A 15,777-nucleotide genomic window follows, 5' to 3' on the forward strand; every position below is an offset into this window, starting at 1 on the left:
AAGCCGAAGCTCGTCGGGCCGGGCGTTCCGAACCGTGCGATCGGAAAGACGGCCGATCCTCAGGGCTCGGCCCCCCCGGGGACAGACCCCGGGGCGGTCGTGCGTCCGACACGACGACCGGTATCTTAATTTTTTAGTATTCCAGCCCCGGTCGTCTTCAAGTCGACGTGTCGGAGAATCATCATGGGTGAATCCTGGCATCAGTCCCGGGGATGGGGGACTGATGCCAGGACGGATTCGCGAACCGGCGGGCGCGGCGGCCCGTCACTTCGCGCCGTGAGGCTGGTTCGTGCCGTGCTGATGGGCGGGCTTGGCGTGGGCGTGCTTCGCCGGCATGTGCTTGGCCTTCCAGGCCGCCGGCAGGACGGTGTTCCGCCAGGTGATCCGGGCACGGTAGTCGCCGCCGGGGGAGCCGTCGGCGTTGCCGTCGAGGAGCTGGCCATTGGCGCCGACCAGGGCCCGGGGGCTGGCGCCGTCGACGACGAGCGTGTAGTTGCGATGGAAGTTGATGCGATTCTTGAGCTTCAGGGTGACGGTGTTGCTCGTCGGGTCGTAGATGGCCCTGGCGATGACGATCCTCCGGCCGGCGGCGTTCCGCAGCGTGTAGGCGCGGACGTCGGTGGCCTTCACGGGGTCGAGCGGCCGGTCGAAGCTGAGGACGATGGACGTGGGCATCATGTGGATGCCATAACGCTGCACCAGCACCACCTGCGGGCCGTCCTCGGTCGTCGGGATGACCGGCGAGGCCGCGGTCAGCGTGGCCGTGAGCGTGGTCGTCTGGCCGGTGGAGAGGGATTTCACCTCCACCGTGACGGTCCCGGTCCCGGCCCCCGCGATCGAGACGTTCAGCGGGATCGAACCGGTCGCGAGCCCGACCAGGCGGACCAGGGAGAGTGCCTGAACGGACTGGCCGTCGGTCCCGATCAGGGCGGCCGTGACCCCGCCGGTCGTGCCGACGATGGTCACGCTGTACGAGTCATCGGTGTTCCCCGTGTTGGCCAGCTTGATGAGGAACGAGCCGGTCCCCGGCGCCGTCAAGGTCTGGGAGGCGGGGGAGAGCACGGCGGACAATCCCGTCGTCTCCGGGATCGTCAGGTCCGCCTGGGCCATCGCCTTCACGCCGGGCGTGGTTCGCGAGATCGCCGTGGCGACCAGCGGCAGCGAGCCCGGCAGCGCCAGGTTCGGCGAGGTCGTGCGGATCGTGACGTACTGCCAGGCGTTGGGCGCCAGGGTGACCGACGAACTGTCGAGCGCGGCCACCAGCCCGGCCGGGCCGGCGAGGGCCAGGTCATACGTCTCGGTGATCGCTCCGGTGTTGGTCACGAGCAGGCGATACGACGACCCGGGCGCGGCGCTGCCCGGATCGAGATCCAGCCGGACCCCCTGGGCCGCGACGGTCAGCGAGCCGGTCGCGGTGCCGGCGACGGACGAGCCGCCGCTCGACGTCGCCGTGACGACGACCGGGAAGGTCCCCGCGGCCGCCCCCTGCGTGGGGGTCGCGCGGAAGATCACGTCCCGCGCCGACGTGGCGCCGGGGAGGAGGGTGATCCAGTTCTGATCGAAGGTCCCGTAGACGCCGTCGGGGAGGTCGGCGGTCAGGTAGAAGGTCTCGGACTCGGTGCCGGTGTTGGTCACGCGCACCGTGTAAGTTGCCGTGGTCCCCGGGCCGGCCGTCGCATTCGCCGGGGAGAGGGCCACCACGACGCCGTGCGCGTCGGCGGCCGGCGCCGCGGCCGTGCCGAAGAGCGTGAGGCTGCCGCCGACGGTGCCGGAGATCCCGGCGGCCGTGGCCAGGACGCTGAAGCCGTAGCTCCCCGTCGGCGTGAAGACATCGGTCTTGAGCGCCAGGGTGACGTCCTGATTGCCGCCGGCCGGGACGGTGACGGTCGCCACCATGTTGGCCCACGAGGCGGGGACGCCGGAGATCCCCAGGGCGTAGGTGACGCTCGCCGTCGTGGGGTTGGAGACGTTCACCGTGTAGTAGGCCGTCTGGCCCGGGGAGGCGGAGTTCTCGCCGGGGTTGAGCGTCAGGATCTGCTGGCCCGCGACGGTCACGGCCGGGGCGGCCACCGATCCGGCGGTCCCGCTGCTGGTGAACTCGGCCGTCGATCCCAGGGTGACCTGCCGGGAACGGCCCGGGGCCAGCCCGGTGACGGCCTCCTGCCAGGTGATCGACCGGGTCGTGATCGTCGAATCGAGGGTGAGGTCCCAGGTGTAGGTGTCGTAGGCCGCCCCCGTGATGACCTGCGTCGGCGCCAGGCTGAACGACCCGGGGACGACGCTCACGCCCGTCCCCTTCGGCACCTGGACCGAGGCCGTCACCGGGACCGACGTGGCCGTGGCCAGGGTGTAGATGATCAGGCCGGAGGTGCTGCTCGTGTAGAGGAGCCCGCCCGAGAGATAGGCCCCCTTCAGCTCGGCCGGCACGCTGAACGACTTGACCCCGACGTTCATGGGGTCGGCCGGGTCGAGGACGAGCATGTTCGGCGTGTCCGTGCCGGTGCCGATGGTCCCCGCCCCGATCAGGCCGCCGCCGACCGGGAACAGGTACATGACGTTGTGCGCGTCCCGATCGAGGGTCTGGGTGCTCAGGATCGTGGGGGCCGTCGGGTTGGAGATGTCCAGCATGGCGATCACGACCTTGCCGGTCAGGCCGACGACCCCGCCGCCCCAGCTCTGCGACGAGCCGATGATCATGGCCCGGTTGCCGTCGATGGTGACGCCCGTGATCTGCCCCATCCCGGGGACCAGCAGGCTGCCCGCGAGAGTCGGGGCGTTGGGATTGGTCGTGTCGGCGATCAGGAGCTTGCCCGTGCCGTTCAGGTCGCCGCCGGTCTCCGTCGTGCTGGCGATGTAGAGCAGGTGATCGCCGACCGCCGCCTGCTGCCACATGTGGGTGGTGCCGTCGGGGTAGCCGGTCGACGGATCGGGCGGGCTGTCGTAGAGGATGGTCCCGACCGTCGGGTTCGTCGGGTCGGAGAGGTCGATGGGCACCAGCTCGCCGAACTGGGCGAAGATCTGCCCGCTGAAGATGTAGTAACGATACCAGGCCGAGTTCAGGTAGGCCGTGTTCCCCACCACGGTCGGACCGCCCATGAAGGACAGGTTCGGGATGCTGGTCTGGCCGAGGAGCGCGGGCGTGGCCGGGTTCGCCAGCGAGTAGACCAGCACCACCGACGTCGGCCCGTTGCTGGTCGGCGTGGCCCGGACGATCAACTGGCTCCCCTTCAGCTCCAGGCCGAGATTGGTGTTGTCGGGGATGCCGGTGTTGAACGTCGAGAGGACCGCGGGGCTGGCGGGATTGGACACGTCCACGATGTCGAAGCCGCTGGACGTCGCCACGTAAGCGTACTGGCCGTAGGTCACGACGTTCGCCACGGCCCCGCTGATGGGCGTCTGGCCGACGAGGCGGAAGGGGCTGAATGCGTCCGGCGTCGCCGTGACGTTGAGCGTGACCGTGGTCGTGCCGTCGCCGGCCGGCAGCGAGGTCGGGGTGGCGGTCGTCGTCAGGGAGACCGGGCTGCCGACCAGCAGCGTCCCGGTCCCGGTCGCGCCGTCGATCGGGGTGCCGGCCGTGTCCGTGATGACGACCTGGATCGTGAGGTTCCCCTTCGCGTATCCGGTCGTGTCGAGCGCCCCCATGTCCACGGTCTGGAGCGTCGTCAGCACGGTCAGGGAGAAGCTGACCGGGCTCGACGTGAAGAGCACGTTGCCGCCGGAATCCCTGGCGACGAAATAGGCCTTGGCGGTGCGAGCCTGATTGACCGCGTTGAGGACCCTCGCGGTGATCTCCACGCGGCCGCCGGGCTCCGTGTACGCGACCGCCGGATCCACGGAGACGACCGTCACCGATTCCTGCCGGGCGGTGAGCGAGCCGGTCGCGGATCGCGTGATCTCGGTCGCCCCGTCGACCGTCGCGACGACCTGGAACGTGAACGGATCGAGCTCGGTCGTCGACGTGGAGGTCAGGGTGACCGTGACGGTCGGCTGGCCCGACCCGGGCGTGACCGCCCCCGGGGCCAGGGTGATCGAGGGCTGGGAGAAGCTCGCGGTCACGCCGGCGGGCAGGCCGGCGATCGAGAGGCCGTACGTGGTCGTCTTGCTGCCGGTGTTCTGGAGGACGATCTCGAAGGAGGTCGGGACCTGGGGCCGGGCCGTCTGGGTGTTGGTCACGAAGCCGAGGGTGAATCGGTAGGACGCCTCATCGTTGAGGATCTTGGCGAAGGAACCGACGTCCTGGCCGATCGTCGCGACGGCCGCGGCGGTGGCCTGGGGCGTCGTCGCGGCGGCCAGGGCGGCGCGGTCGGCGGCGAGGGTCGCCAGGCTGGCGGTCAGGTAGGCGTCGGCCGCGGCCAGGACCTGGACCGCGTCCAGGGCCGCCAGCGCCTGCCCCTTCGCGACCGCGTTCGAGGGATCCTGGACCAGGCCGGTGAGCGCCGCGGCGAGGTCGGTCAGCCGGCTCGCCAGCCCGCTGTTGCCGAGCTGGCCGGCGGCGTTGGCGGCCGCCGAGATCGCATCGGCGCCCGGGACGACGGTCTTCACGGTCAGGGCGACCGACCTCGCGGAGGGCGCCGCCGCGTCGCCGTAGGTCGCGGTGACGGTCGCGGCGAGCGAGCTGTTCAGGGGCGTGGCGGCGGCGGGCGTCAGCGCGATCGTCCGCGTGATCGAGGCCCCGGGGGCCAGCGAGGCGGTCAGCGGCGCCAGGCCGTCGAGCTGGAGGCCGGCGGCCGTGGTCGACGAGAGCGTCACGTTCGACTCCGCCACGTTGCCCCGATTGGTGACCGTGACGGTGACCGTAACCGGCGAGCCGGGCGTCGTGCCGACGCTCGTGGCGGTCGCGTCCACGGCCACGTCGTGGACCGCCGGCACGGTGAACGACACGACCTGGGTCTGGGTGATCGACGACGCGGTGTTGCTGGTCGCCGTGACGCGGAAGGTCAGCACGGTCCCCGGCGCGGGGAGTGGCTGGCCGGCGGTCGGGATCAGGTAGACGCCGACGATCGAGGTCCCCCCGGCGGGGATCGTCGCGCTCGCGAGGCTCGAGACGACGCTGAAGCCGGACGGCACGTCGGCGAAGCTCAGCGTGTAGGTGTCGGCCGCGGAGCCCGTGTTGTGGAGGCTCGCGCGGTAGGCGGAGGGGAGGAGCACGCCGGCGAAGGCCGACCCGAGCGCGGTCGCGCCGGCACCCGTGCCGGTGTCCACCGGGACGCTGAGGAGGGGGTCGGCGGCCACGGACAGGGTCATCCCCGGGGCGGTCGCGGCGACGGTCACGTCCACGAGCCGGCGGACCACCAGGCCGGGATCGTCGACCGACCGCGCGATCAGCAGGATCGGGACCGTGCCCGACTGGAGGCCCGCGGCGGGCGTCGCGGTGATCCGCCCGGTGTCGTCCACGGCGACCGACCAGCCCTCGGGAGCGGTCGCGGTGAGGTCGAACTTGCCGGCCAGGCTGGTGGGGATGCCCGCCTGGATGACGGCGGCCGTGTTCTGGTCGGCGGGGAGCGGGGTCGTCGGGGCGGAAAGCTGGAGGACGCCGGAGGCCGTGCCGCTCATCGTCACGGCGTCGGGTCCGCTCCCGTCCGCGACCGTGATCGAGCCGCTATAGCCCGACAGGCCCAGGCCGCCCGCCGGGTCGAGCGCCTTGCCGCCGACGTTGAGCGTGCCGCCGCCGGCCGGATCGACGGTCACCGCGGCGCCGGTCGCCTGGACGGTCGCCGCGCCCGCGAAGTCCGGCGAACCCCCGGCGCCGGATCCGGCGACCTGGGCCGCGGAGGTCACGATCGTGTAGGTCCCGGCGGGGAGCGCCACGCCCCCCACCGTCAGCCGGTCCGTCGTGAGGGTGATCGCCGCGGCGCCCGAGAGCGCCGCCTGGTACGAGCCCCACTCGCCGGCCACGGAGAGGCCCCCGGCGTCGGTCGCGTAGAAGGAGAGGGTGCCCAGGCCGCTGAGCGAGTAGGCGACCGATCCGGCGACCGTCGCCCCGACCACGGCACCGGCCGCCAGGACCGCCGCGCCGGAGCCGACGACGTTCCCGGCCGCGTCCTTCACCTGGGCGGAACCGGCCTGGAGCGAGGCGACCGGCAGGCTGACGAGGCTGGAGGTCTGCCAGGTCGCGGTCGCGTTGCCGACGACCTGGAGGCTGCTCGTCGGCAGGCTCGCGGAGACCGCCCCGGCGGCCAGGGTCGGGCCCGGGGTGGCCGTCGCGGTGGCGGTGTTCGGGTTCGCGGGGAGCAGCCGAGGCGCGGCGTCGCCCAGGTAGCCGACGGCCGCGGGGTCGAACGAGAACTTGATCGCCGCCAGGTAGGCGACCGAGAAGCCGGCGACGAAGAGCGGCGGCTTGCCGAGGAGGGCGATCTCCAGCTCCTTCGTGATGAGCTGGAGCACGATCGACAGGTAATTCTTGAGGTTGCTCAGGACGTCGGCGGCGGGGATGTGGGCGTTGTCGATGACATAGCCGTTGTAGATCTTGAGCAGGAAGATGATGAATTTGACGAAGGTGCCGGCGGAGGCCCCGGCGAAGACCCCTTCCGCGAACTGATTGCTCTGGCTCGTCGGGTTCCAGAGCTGGTTGGCGACGAACTCCGCGATCGCGCCGTGGCTGCCGTCCTCCAGGACGCCCGAGGTCTCGCCGGTCGAGAGGTCGATCTCATACCAGGCCAGCCGGCCGGTCCCGCCCACGCCCACCGGCTGAGCGGGGACGAGGACGACCTTGCCGGCCTCGAGCGCCGCGGCGATCAGGGCCTTGGGGCCGGCCGGGACGTTCAGGTTGTCGACCGCCCCGGGGTTGTCCGGGGTCAGCGTCACCAGCGGGATCCCCTGCGCCTTGGCGGCGGCGAAGATCGCCGGCGTCCCCAGCGGGACGCCGACCGTGATCGTGGCGGTCGACGCCGCGGTCGCGTCCCCCAGCACGTCGCTCTCCACCTGGCTCTCCATGATCCCGCGGTCGTAATTGAATCCGATCGTCGCGGCCTGGGCGTTGCCCGGGGCGGCCAGCACGCGGAGGTCGTCCTTCAGGAGGTCGAGGCCCAGCTCCAGCCGCACCGAGCCGTCCTGGGCGGCCGAGGTCTCGCTCGAGGCGATGATGAATTTCGGGGCATCCAGGTACGCCCGCACGTGCATGGCGGCGGCGATCGCCTGGGTGTAGGTGTCGGACACCTGCTGGAACTCGGCCAGGCGGCTCCGCTGCATGGCGATCAGCACGGCCTTGAACCGGTCGATCACCTGGGCCGAGAGGGCGTCGCGGTCGGCGCCGGCTGGGGTCGCGGCCAGCCGGTCCGAGAAGTCCGTGAAGGCCGCCTGAAGGGCCGCGAGCTGGGGGGCCGCCGCCTGGATCGCGTGCGGGTTGTACAGGCTCGATTCCGCGTCGATCGTCCAGAGGTCCAGTGGCGAGACCAGCGGATCGGCCCCGGCCGCCGTCGAGGCCGAGCCACCATTCCGCCGCGCCGCCGGGCCGATCAGGTCCGCCAGCGTCCGGTTGAAGGTCTGCGACGATCCGCCCGGCGTGGTGGCCGTGAGCGTCAGGAAGAGGCCCGTGAGGATCGTGCTCCCGAGCGGGAAGTTGGTCCGGACTTCCTGGAACGACGTGCCGGTGATCACCCGGTCGGAGGACGGATCCATCCCGTCCCCGGCGACGATCACGTAGGGCGTGTAGACGTTCGTCGTGCTGGTGAAGACCGGCGTCCCCAGCGACTGCGAGTTGACCAGGTTGCCGATCGTCAGCGGATGCCCCACCAGGTCGACCGTGTTGAACGTCAGGTCGAGGACCGTCGAGGTCGACAGCCCGGACAGGCCGAAGGCCTGGCTGGCGGTGTTGAGGGTCTCGGCCTGGACCTGGACCTGGACCTTCTGGCGGAGCGAGTCCGCGACCTCCGAGAAGATGCTCGAGGCCGACGTGAAGAACTGGCCGGCCGTAGCCCCGGCGATCAGCGGGTCGGCGTTGCTCATCCCGGAACCGGTGTCGTACTGGAACCAGGTGTGGTTGGTGGTCTCGGAGAGGAGCGTGCCGTCGTTGGCGGGGTTCGCGGTCGTGGTGCCGGCGGGCAGGTAGCCCGCGGTCTGGGAGTAGGCCGGGAACATCGACAGGATCAGCGACTGGGCCTGCGCGTACGGCAGCGTCCCGGATGCATAGCGGGCGGGGATGCCGGAGGCCCGCATCAGGGCGACGCCCAGGCTGGCGACGTCCAGCGAGTTGCCCGCGCCCGACCAGAGGGTGCCGCGGGCGCCCCGGAGCGAGCCGGCATAGGACTCGTACCCGACCTGGGTGTGGAGGAAGTCGAAGATCCGGGCCGGGTCGTAATCGAGCCTGGCGGCCTGCTCCTGGACGTACGGGTCGGAGGTGTTGGCGTCGGGCGTGGACGCCAGCAGCGACGCGTCGATCGTCCGGCCCGTGAGCGCGGCCGCGGCGGTGGCGTCGGAGACCCCGGCACCGTTCACCGTGGCGGAGGCGGAGGCGCCGCCGTCGAGCTGGAGGGTCCCGGAGTCGGCGAGGGAGACGGTCACGGAGACGCTGGCCCGGCCGTAGGGCTGAAGGGTGCCCAGGCTCCAGGCGAGGTCCTGGCCGCTGCGGTCGGGCGGCCGTGAGGCGCTCGAGTAGGTCACCCCGGGCTGCAAGCTCGTCCTCAGGAGGACGCCGGACTCGGCCTTGGCCTCCTGGTTGTAAACCGTATAGGTGATGGTGACCTGGTTGTTGACGACCCCCGAGGTGGTGTACGTGGAAAGAGTACGGCCGACGACGATCGACGCGGGGAGCGAGGTCGCGGAGCTTGCGTCCAGCATCAGGCGGTCTTCCAGGTGCTCGATCGCGGGCCGGCGGGGCCGGCGGGCGGACCGGGAGAGGAGACCGCCTTGCCGAGGAGATCGCGTGTGGTTCGGACGCAACATGGTGGCCACCTTGGGGGACGTCCGCAAAACGTCGCGGACCGGGCTGGAAAGCTTGGATGATTGCGGGAACAATAGGGCTTGTAGGGTCGGCGGCAACCGCCGGGGTCGTGGCGAGGGGTGCGCCGCGAATCCGGACTGGCCGTCAACCCTCCTTCCGTCCGAAGACCAGAACGAAGGGGTGAACCCTGGCTCCTCAGGTCTAAACGCGCCGGGGTGGCGCGACCGGACATCGATGTTCCTAATTTGCATCCAGGGTCAAGTCCGACGTCTGGTCCGTTCGGCCGTTACCTCCCTCCCGAGGGGTGCCGATGAACGATGAACGCGTGCCGGGGCTGGTGGCGTTGCTGGATCGCTTCCGGGCGGGCGACGCGGGGGCGGCGATCGAGCTGGTGAGGGCCTATGAGCCCCACCTGAGGCGGATCATCCGCCTCCGGATCCGGGACAGCCGGCTCCGGCGGCTCTACGATTCCGCGGACATCTGCCAGTCGGTGCTGGCCAGCTTCTTCGCGCGGCTGAGCCTGGGGCAATTCGACCTGGAGAGCCCCGCACAGCTCGTCCGACTGCTGGAGATCATGGCCCGGAACAAGCTGGCCACCGAGGCTCGGAAGGCGAACGTGACCCGCCGGGTGGAGGTGGGGGCCGTCGCCTCGCCCGGCGGCGTGTCCGCGGTCCTGGACCGGCCGGCGCCCGGCCCTTCGGTCACGGAGCAGGTGGCCTGGAGGGAGATGGTGGAGATGGTCCGCGTCCGCCTCTCCGACGACGAGCGGGCGATCTCCGACATGAGGGCCGCGGGCTGCGAGTGGTCCGAGATCGCCGCCCGGCTCGACGGCGGCCCGGACGCGGTCCGCAAGCGGCTGGAGAGGGCCTTCGACCGGGTCGCGCGCGAGCTCGGATGGGAGGGGTGAGTGGCCGGACCGGAATTCCCCCCGCGGCGACCCGGAGAGAATTCGACTCTCCCCCGCACCGGCGGCGAGTCGGAGCGGGCGCATGCCGCTCGCAGCGGCGATCGAGAACACCCCCCCGGTCAGGGGGGAAGCGGATCCTGGGATCCCCCCTCCTCCGGGGATCGGCCCGCCGTGGCCCGCGATCCCCTCGACGGCCCGTCCTGGAAGCTCACCATCCTGCTCGATTCCCAGAGCGTGGACTGGCAGCGCGGGGTCCGCGCGCCCGTGGAGGCCTACCTGCCGCGCGAGGGTGAGGGCCGGGGGGACAGCGAGGTCATCCTCAGCCTCATCTATCACGAGGTTTTGCTCCGCCGGCGGATCAACGGCGAGAACCCGACCGTCGCGGAGTACGTCAGCCGCTTCCCCGAGCTGGCCGACGACATCCGCGACCAGTTCGAGCTCGACTCCGCGCTCCCGTTCGAGGACACCGAGACCTCGGGGCGTCCGCCGGTCGTCGTCCCTCCCGGCCCGGCGGACATGCCGGACTACGAGGTGCTCGAGGTCCTGGGCCGCGGGGGGACCGGCGTCGTCTACAAGGCGCGACAGCGGTCGCTGAACCGGACGGTCGCCGTGAAGATGATCCTCGACGGCGCCCACTCGAGCGCCCGGCAGGCCGAACGGTTCCGGGCCGAGGCCGAGGCGATCGCCCGGCTTCAGCATCCCGGGATCGTCCAGATCCACGAGGTCGGCGAGCACGACGGCCGCCCCTTCCTGGCGCTCGAGTACGTCCCGGGCGGGACGCTGGACCGCGCCTTGGGCGGCATGCCCCTGCCGGCCGATCGCGCCGCCGCCCTGGTGGAGACGCTCGCGCCGGCGGTGAACCATGCCCACGAGCGAGGCGTCGTCCACCGCGACCTCAAGCCGGCGAACGTCCTCCTGACGGCGGCGGGCGAGCCCAAGATCGCCGATTTCGGCCTGGCCCGGCTGGTGGCCGGGGATTCCCACCAGACCGACAGCGGCGCGATGGTGGGGACCCCCAGCTACATGGCCCCCGAGCAGGTGGACGGCGGCCCGAGGCGGATCGGGCCGGCGACCGACATCTACGCGCTGGGCGCGATCCTCTACGAGGCGCTCACCGGCCGGCCGCCCTTCCGCGGCGAGTCCCCGGTGGAGACGCTGCTCCAGGTCCGAGGCGCCGACGTCGTCCCCCCGCGGCGGCTCCGGCCCGACCTGCCCCGGGACCTGGAGACCATCTGCCTGAAGTGCCTGGAGAAGGACCCGAAGCGGCGATACGCGACGGCGACGGCCCTGGCCAACGACCTGAAGGCCCACCGCGAGGGGCGTCCGATCGTCGCCCGCCCGGTACCCGCCTGGGAACGCGCGTGGCTCTGGGCCCGGCGGCAGAAGGCCATGGCCGCGGGCGTGGCGCTCGTCGCCCTGGCCGCGATCGCCCTGCTCGCCGGCGGGGTCGTCCACAACGTCGTCCTCAGCCGCCTCAACGGCAGGCTCGAACGCACCAACGAGGAGCTGCTCGAGGCCCGCGCCGAGGCCGAGGCGAACGCCCGCGACGCCCTGGCCGCGATCAGCCTGCTCCTGGTCCGCGTGGCCGACGAGCGGCTCTCCGGCACCCCCGAGGCAGAGCCGGTGCGCCGCGACCTGCTCCGCGACGCCATCGACCGGCTCGAGCCGCTGCGGCGGCGGAATCCGTCCGATCCGGCGATCCGCCAGGAGATGGGTCGCGCCCACCTCGGTATCGCGGCCATCCACGCGGCCCTCGGGGAGTTCTCGCAGGCCCAGGGACAGTTCCGCGAGGCGATCGGGATCCTCGAGGGGCTCCTGGCCGCGGAGCCCGGCTCCAGCCCGATCCGGGACGAGCTCGCGCGCGCCCACATGGGGCTGGCGGAGCTGGTCTCGCCCGAGGAGGGGCGGGCGAATTTCCTCCGGATCGTGGAGCTCTGGGAGCCGGCGGCGGCCGCCGATCCGGCGATTCGCGGCCGGCTCGCCGCCGTCTATTTCAGCGTCGCCTCCCAGAAGGATGGCTTCGGCATCGCCTCGGGGGCAAGCTACTGCGAGAAGGCCGTCGCGATGCTCGAGGAGCTCTTCGCCTCAGAGCCGGAGAAATACCGGTCCGACCTCGCCCGGGCGCACCATAACCTCGGTCTGGCCGACGGGCGTGCCGGCCTCCAAGATCAGGCGATGGAGCACTTCCGCCGCGCGGAGAACCTCTGGAAGGCCGTCCCGGCCGATCGCAGGGGCGACCAGGACCAGGAGGCGCTGGCCGCCTGCCAGAACGCCCTGGGCCTGGCCATCCAGAATCGGCCGGGAGCCACCGAGAAGGACCTGAAGGAAGCCGAGGCCATGCTCCGCCAGGCCGTGGACTCCGATACCGAGCTCGTCCGCCGCCATCCCCGGCTGGTCAAGCCGCGCTCAGGCCTGGCACGGGCCTGGAGCAACCTCGGGTCCTTTTACTGGTTCGCCCACCGCTGGCCGGAGGCGGAGGCGGCCTATGCGCGGGGACTCCGCGAGATCGAGGCAGCCGCCCGCGATTTCCCGGAGCATCAGCCCCTGCAAATCCTCCTGGCCCACGGCCACGGCGACCTCGCCGACGCCCGGTCCAAGGTCGGGAAGACTGCCGAGGCCCGCGCCGGCTTCGAGCAGGCCCGGGCCATCATCGAGCCCATCATCGAACGGTCACCGGGCGATGGCTCGGCCCAGAAATGCCTGGGCGTGATCCTCCTGAACGAGAGCAACACGGTGGCGGCCGTGTCCGGGCCGGCCGCCGCGCTCCCGCTTCGGGTCCGCTGCGTGCAGGCCCTCGAGGCCGCCGACAGGATCGTCCCCCATGACAGGGAGACGATCTACATCCTCCAGGGATCTCGCAGCAACCTGATCGGCACCCTCGCCGCGCTGAATCGCTTCGACGAGGCGATCCTCCACCTCGATGCCCAGATCCGCGACGGCGACGAGAAGGCTCGTCTCCCGATGAGGCTTCAGCGGGCGATGTACCTGGCTCGCTCCGGCCGTCACGAGCCCGCGATCGCCGCCGCCCGCGAGATCGCGAATGCAGGAAGCAAGGGCCTGGACGGCGAGTCGCTCTACAACCTCGCCTGCGTCTTCGGCCTGATCGCCGCCTCCGCCGCGAAGGACCCGGCCCTTGCCGCACCCCGCAAGGACGAGACCCTTGCCGAATGCCGCCGCCTGGCATTTGCTCTATTGGACCGGGTCGCGTCCGACTCCGCGTTCCCCCGCAAGGAGCTCGCGGACCTGCTCGCAAAGGACGCGGACCTCGACGCCTTCCGAAGCACTCCAGAGTTCGCGGCGCTGCGGAAACGCCTCGGGCCGTGAGCTCACGCCCCCGGACTGCCCCGACCCTCGCCCCGCCCGGCCAGCGTTTCCTCCAGGGCGGCCAGCCTCAGCTCCACGCCCTTGATCTCCTTGATCACCTCGAAGCGGCTCTGGTTGATCTGGTGGAGGAACAGGAAGACGGCGCCGAACAGGAACCAGAACACCGCCGTCACCGCGACGTAAGTGCCCTCCACCTTGTGGAACATCAGGAGGCCGCTGCCGGTCAGGAGCACGGTCGTCAGCAGCACGATGTAGATCCAGATCGCCCTGGTCATGCGCCTCTCGCGGAGGAGCGCCTTTTCCTGGGTCGCGAGCATGGTCTCGATCTCCTTTCGGTAGGACAGGTAGGTGCCGCTCGGCGGCTCCCACTGGTCGAGGAGGCGGTCGCCGAGGGGCTCGGGTTCGGGTGTTCTCTCAGTTCCCATGGCCTTGACGCCGAAGCGCCTCCCGGAGGGCCCTCTTGGCGTGGAAGATCCGCGACTTGACGGTCCCCGGCGGGCAGCCGACGACCGTCGCGACATCGGCCACGGACATGTCCTCCAGGAAATGGAGGACCAGCACCTCGCGGTGCCTCACGTCGATGGCGTCCAGGGCCCGGTGCACGGCGGCGGCATCCTCGGCGTCGAAGCGATCGTCCTCGGCGGCCGAGGTCGCCTCGACCTCCTCGGCCAGCGATCGCTCCGCCGAGGACCTGGCGACGTCGCGGCGGACGTGGCTGACGGCGTGCCCGCGCGTGACCCGGTACAGCCAGGTCCGCAGGGCGGAAGGCTCCTCCAGCCGGCGGAGCCCGCGGAAGGCCGTCATCCAGACCGCCTGGAGGACGTCCAGCGCCGCGTCGTCGTCGCGGACGATCGACCGGGCGAAGTAGAGCAGCGGCCGTTCCATCCGCGCCACCAGCTCCGCGAACGCCGCCGGCTCGCCGAGCCGGCACCGGAGGGCCAGTCGCTCATCCTCAATCTGTCGCGTCGTGCGTGCCATCCGACCTACAGTCGCGGCATGGAACGGGGCGGTTCAAAAAAAACGAGCACGAGTCAGGGAATCCGGTCCGATGGTCGAGCCTCCCGGTCAAGCCGTGCGGGAGTTGCCGGAGGAGCCTACCCCTGGTATGTACTTGAGCTGGAAGCATACCGTTTCTCGGTCGATCTCCACCCGGCCAGATGCCCGGCACCAGCAACGTGATCGAGGGGGTTATGACGATGAGAACCATCCGCGGTAGGGTCCGCGGTCAGACGATCGAACTGCACGAATCACTCGGAATGGTCGAGGGACAAGAGGTTGAGTTGGATGTGAGGATGGTCCCTCGAGTCTCAGACCATCCGGGAGACGGACTCCTTCGGACCGAAGGCGCCCTCCGCGACGACGAGGAATGGGACGACATCATGGAGGAAATCCACCGGGCCCGGAAGGATGACCGACGGCCTCGGTCGCTCGAGCTGGAGGACGAATGAGCTTCCTCCTCGACTCGGATACCTGCTCGGCCCACATGCGGCGGCCGGCGCAATTGGCGCATCGCTTCATCCAGCACGTCGGACAGCTCGCCGTTTCGAGTGTGACCCTGGCTGAGCTCTACGCGGGGGCATACAAGCACTCGCAGGTCAACCGCCTCCTGGGACTGATCGCTGACCTCCGCCAGGAAGTCCGGGTCATCGACTTCGACTCGGCGTGCGCTGAGACATTCGGGCAGGTGCGAGGAAGTCTACAGACCCAGGGGATTTCCGTCCCGACCGCGGACTTGATGATCGCTTCAGGGGCCCTGGTCCACAACCTGACCCTGGTCACCCATAACACCTTTGACTATCGCAATATCCCTGGCCTTCGTCTCGACGACTGGATCAGGCCGTGAGATTGACACGAGATTCGCCTTCACGCCGGCCCGCCGACCTGCACTGACAGCATCGAGATCGACCCCCCGTCCACACCCTCGATCGGGAAGCTCGCAGCCTCGCCCGCCTGCCTCGTGCCCAGGACGTAGAGCAGTGGTAAGAAATGCTCGGGCGTGGGGATCGAGAGCATGGCGTCGCGGCCGAGCCTGTCGTAATGCACGAGCGGGTCGAATTCCCCGGCCACGATGACCTTCCTGGCCTCCTCCTCGAACCGGGCGGCCCAGTCGTAGGGCCCGGCCGTCGCCTCGCCCCAGGCGTACGCGCGAAGGTTGTGGACGAGGTTGCCGCTGCCCAGGATCAGGATCCTCTCGCCGCGGAGCGGGGCCAGTCGCTGGCCGACCTCCAGGTGAAACGAGGCCGGTCGCGTGGCGTCGATGCTGAGCTGGACGACCGGGACGTCGGCCTTCGGGTAGGTGTGCGTCAGGATCGACCAGGTCCCGTGGTCGAGGCCCCACGATTCATCGAGTACGACGGGCAGGGGGGCGAGCATCGCCGCGACCCGGCGGGCCAGGTCCGGGTCGCCGGGGGCGGGGTACTGGACGTGGTAGAGATCGCGCGGGAAGCCGCCGAAGTCGTGGATCGTCCGCGGTGCCGTGCTGATCGTCACGCCCGTCCCCGTCACGAACCAGTGGGCCGAGATCGCCAGGATCGCCCGCGGCCGGGGCGTCTGGCGGCCGATCTTCGCCCAGCCCTCCGTCCAGGCATTGTCCTGCAGGGCGTTCATCGGATTGCCGTGGCCGATGAAGTAGGCGGGGAGCGTCTCGGGCATGGTCCTCGGTCCCGGG

At 70.8% G+C, this 15,777-nt stretch carries 8 protein-coding genes; 4 read left to right on the top strand and 4 right to left on the bottom strand.

The window, feature by feature from the left end:
* Nucleotides 1-264: 264 nt before the first annotated feature.
* On the bottom strand, nucleotides 265-8,880 hold the full coding sequence (locus tag G6O54_RS16795) for a transglutaminase domain-containing protein (RefSeq protein ID WP_165226812.1): 8,616 nt from the start codon (nucleotides 8,878-8,880) through the stop codon (nucleotides 265-267).
* Nucleotides 8,881-9,188: 308 nt separating this feature from the next.
* Here G6O54_RS16795 and G6O54_RS16800 point away from each other — a divergent pair, with 308 nt between their 5' ends.
* Both G6O54_RS16800 and G6O54_RS16805 read left to right on the top strand, forming a co-directional pair.
* Nucleotides 9,189-9,785, top strand: a complete 597-nt coding sequence (locus G6O54_RS16800) for an RNA polymerase sigma factor (RefSeq protein ID WP_165226813.1) — start codon at nucleotides 9,189-9,191, stop codon at nucleotides 9,783-9,785.
* Nucleotides 9,786-9,956: 171 nt separating this feature from the next.
* On the top strand, nucleotides 9,957-13,109 hold the full coding sequence (locus tag G6O54_RS16805) for a serine/threonine-protein kinase (protein ID WP_165226814.1): 3,153 nt from the start codon (nucleotides 9,957-9,959) through the stop codon (nucleotides 13,107-13,109).
* 2 nt (nucleotides 13,110-13,111) lie between these two features.
* On the opposite strand, the gene G6O54_RS16810 is transcribed toward G6O54_RS16805, so the two are convergent.
* Nucleotides 13,112-13,534 carry a hypothetical protein gene (locus G6O54_RS16810; RefSeq protein WP_165226815.1) on the bottom strand — a complete coding sequence of 141 codons (423 nt, stop codon included), beginning with the start codon at nucleotides 13,532-13,534 and terminating at the stop codon, nucleotides 13,112-13,114.
* Nucleotides 13,524-14,087 carry an RNA polymerase sigma factor gene (locus G6O54_RS16815; RefSeq protein ID WP_165226816.1) on the bottom strand — a complete coding sequence of 188 codons (564 nt, stop codon included), beginning with the start codon at nucleotides 14,085-14,087 and terminating at the stop codon, nucleotides 13,524-13,526. The genes G6O54_RS16810 and G6O54_RS16815 overlap by 11 nt, the downstream gene beginning before the upstream one ends.
* 179 nt (nucleotides 14,088-14,266) lie before the next feature.
* Between G6O54_RS16815 and G6O54_RS16820 the strand changes: the two genes are divergently transcribed.
* On the top strand, nucleotides 14,267-14,557 hold the full coding sequence (locus G6O54_RS16820; RefSeq protein ID WP_165226817.1) for a hypothetical protein: 291 nt from the start codon (nucleotides 14,267-14,269) through the stop codon (nucleotides 14,555-14,557).
* A complete protein-coding gene (locus G6O54_RS16825; RefSeq protein ID WP_165226818.1) occupies nucleotides 14,554-14,952 on the top strand; it encodes a type II toxin-antitoxin system VapC family toxin in 399 nt (132 codons plus the stop codon). Before G6O54_RS16820 ends, G6O54_RS16825 begins: the two co-directional genes overlap by 4 nt.
* A 20-nt stretch (nucleotides 14,953-14,972) precedes the next feature.
* Here the strand turns inward: G6O54_RS16825 and ygiD are convergent, their stop codons facing one another.
* Nucleotides 14,973-15,761 carry a 4,5-DOPA-extradiol-dioxygenase gene (gene ygiD, locus G6O54_RS16830; protein WP_165226819.1) on the bottom strand — a complete coding sequence of 263 codons (789 nt, stop codon included), beginning with the start codon at nucleotides 15,759-15,761 and terminating at the stop codon, nucleotides 14,973-14,975.
* Nucleotides 15,762-15,777: the final 16 nt, after the last annotated feature.

Origin of the sequence: Aquisphaera insulae, assembly GCF_011064615.1 — a bacterium.
Taxonomy (GTDB): domain Bacteria; phylum Planctomycetota; class Planctomycetia; order Isosphaerales; family Isosphaeraceae; genus Aquisphaera; species Aquisphaera insulae.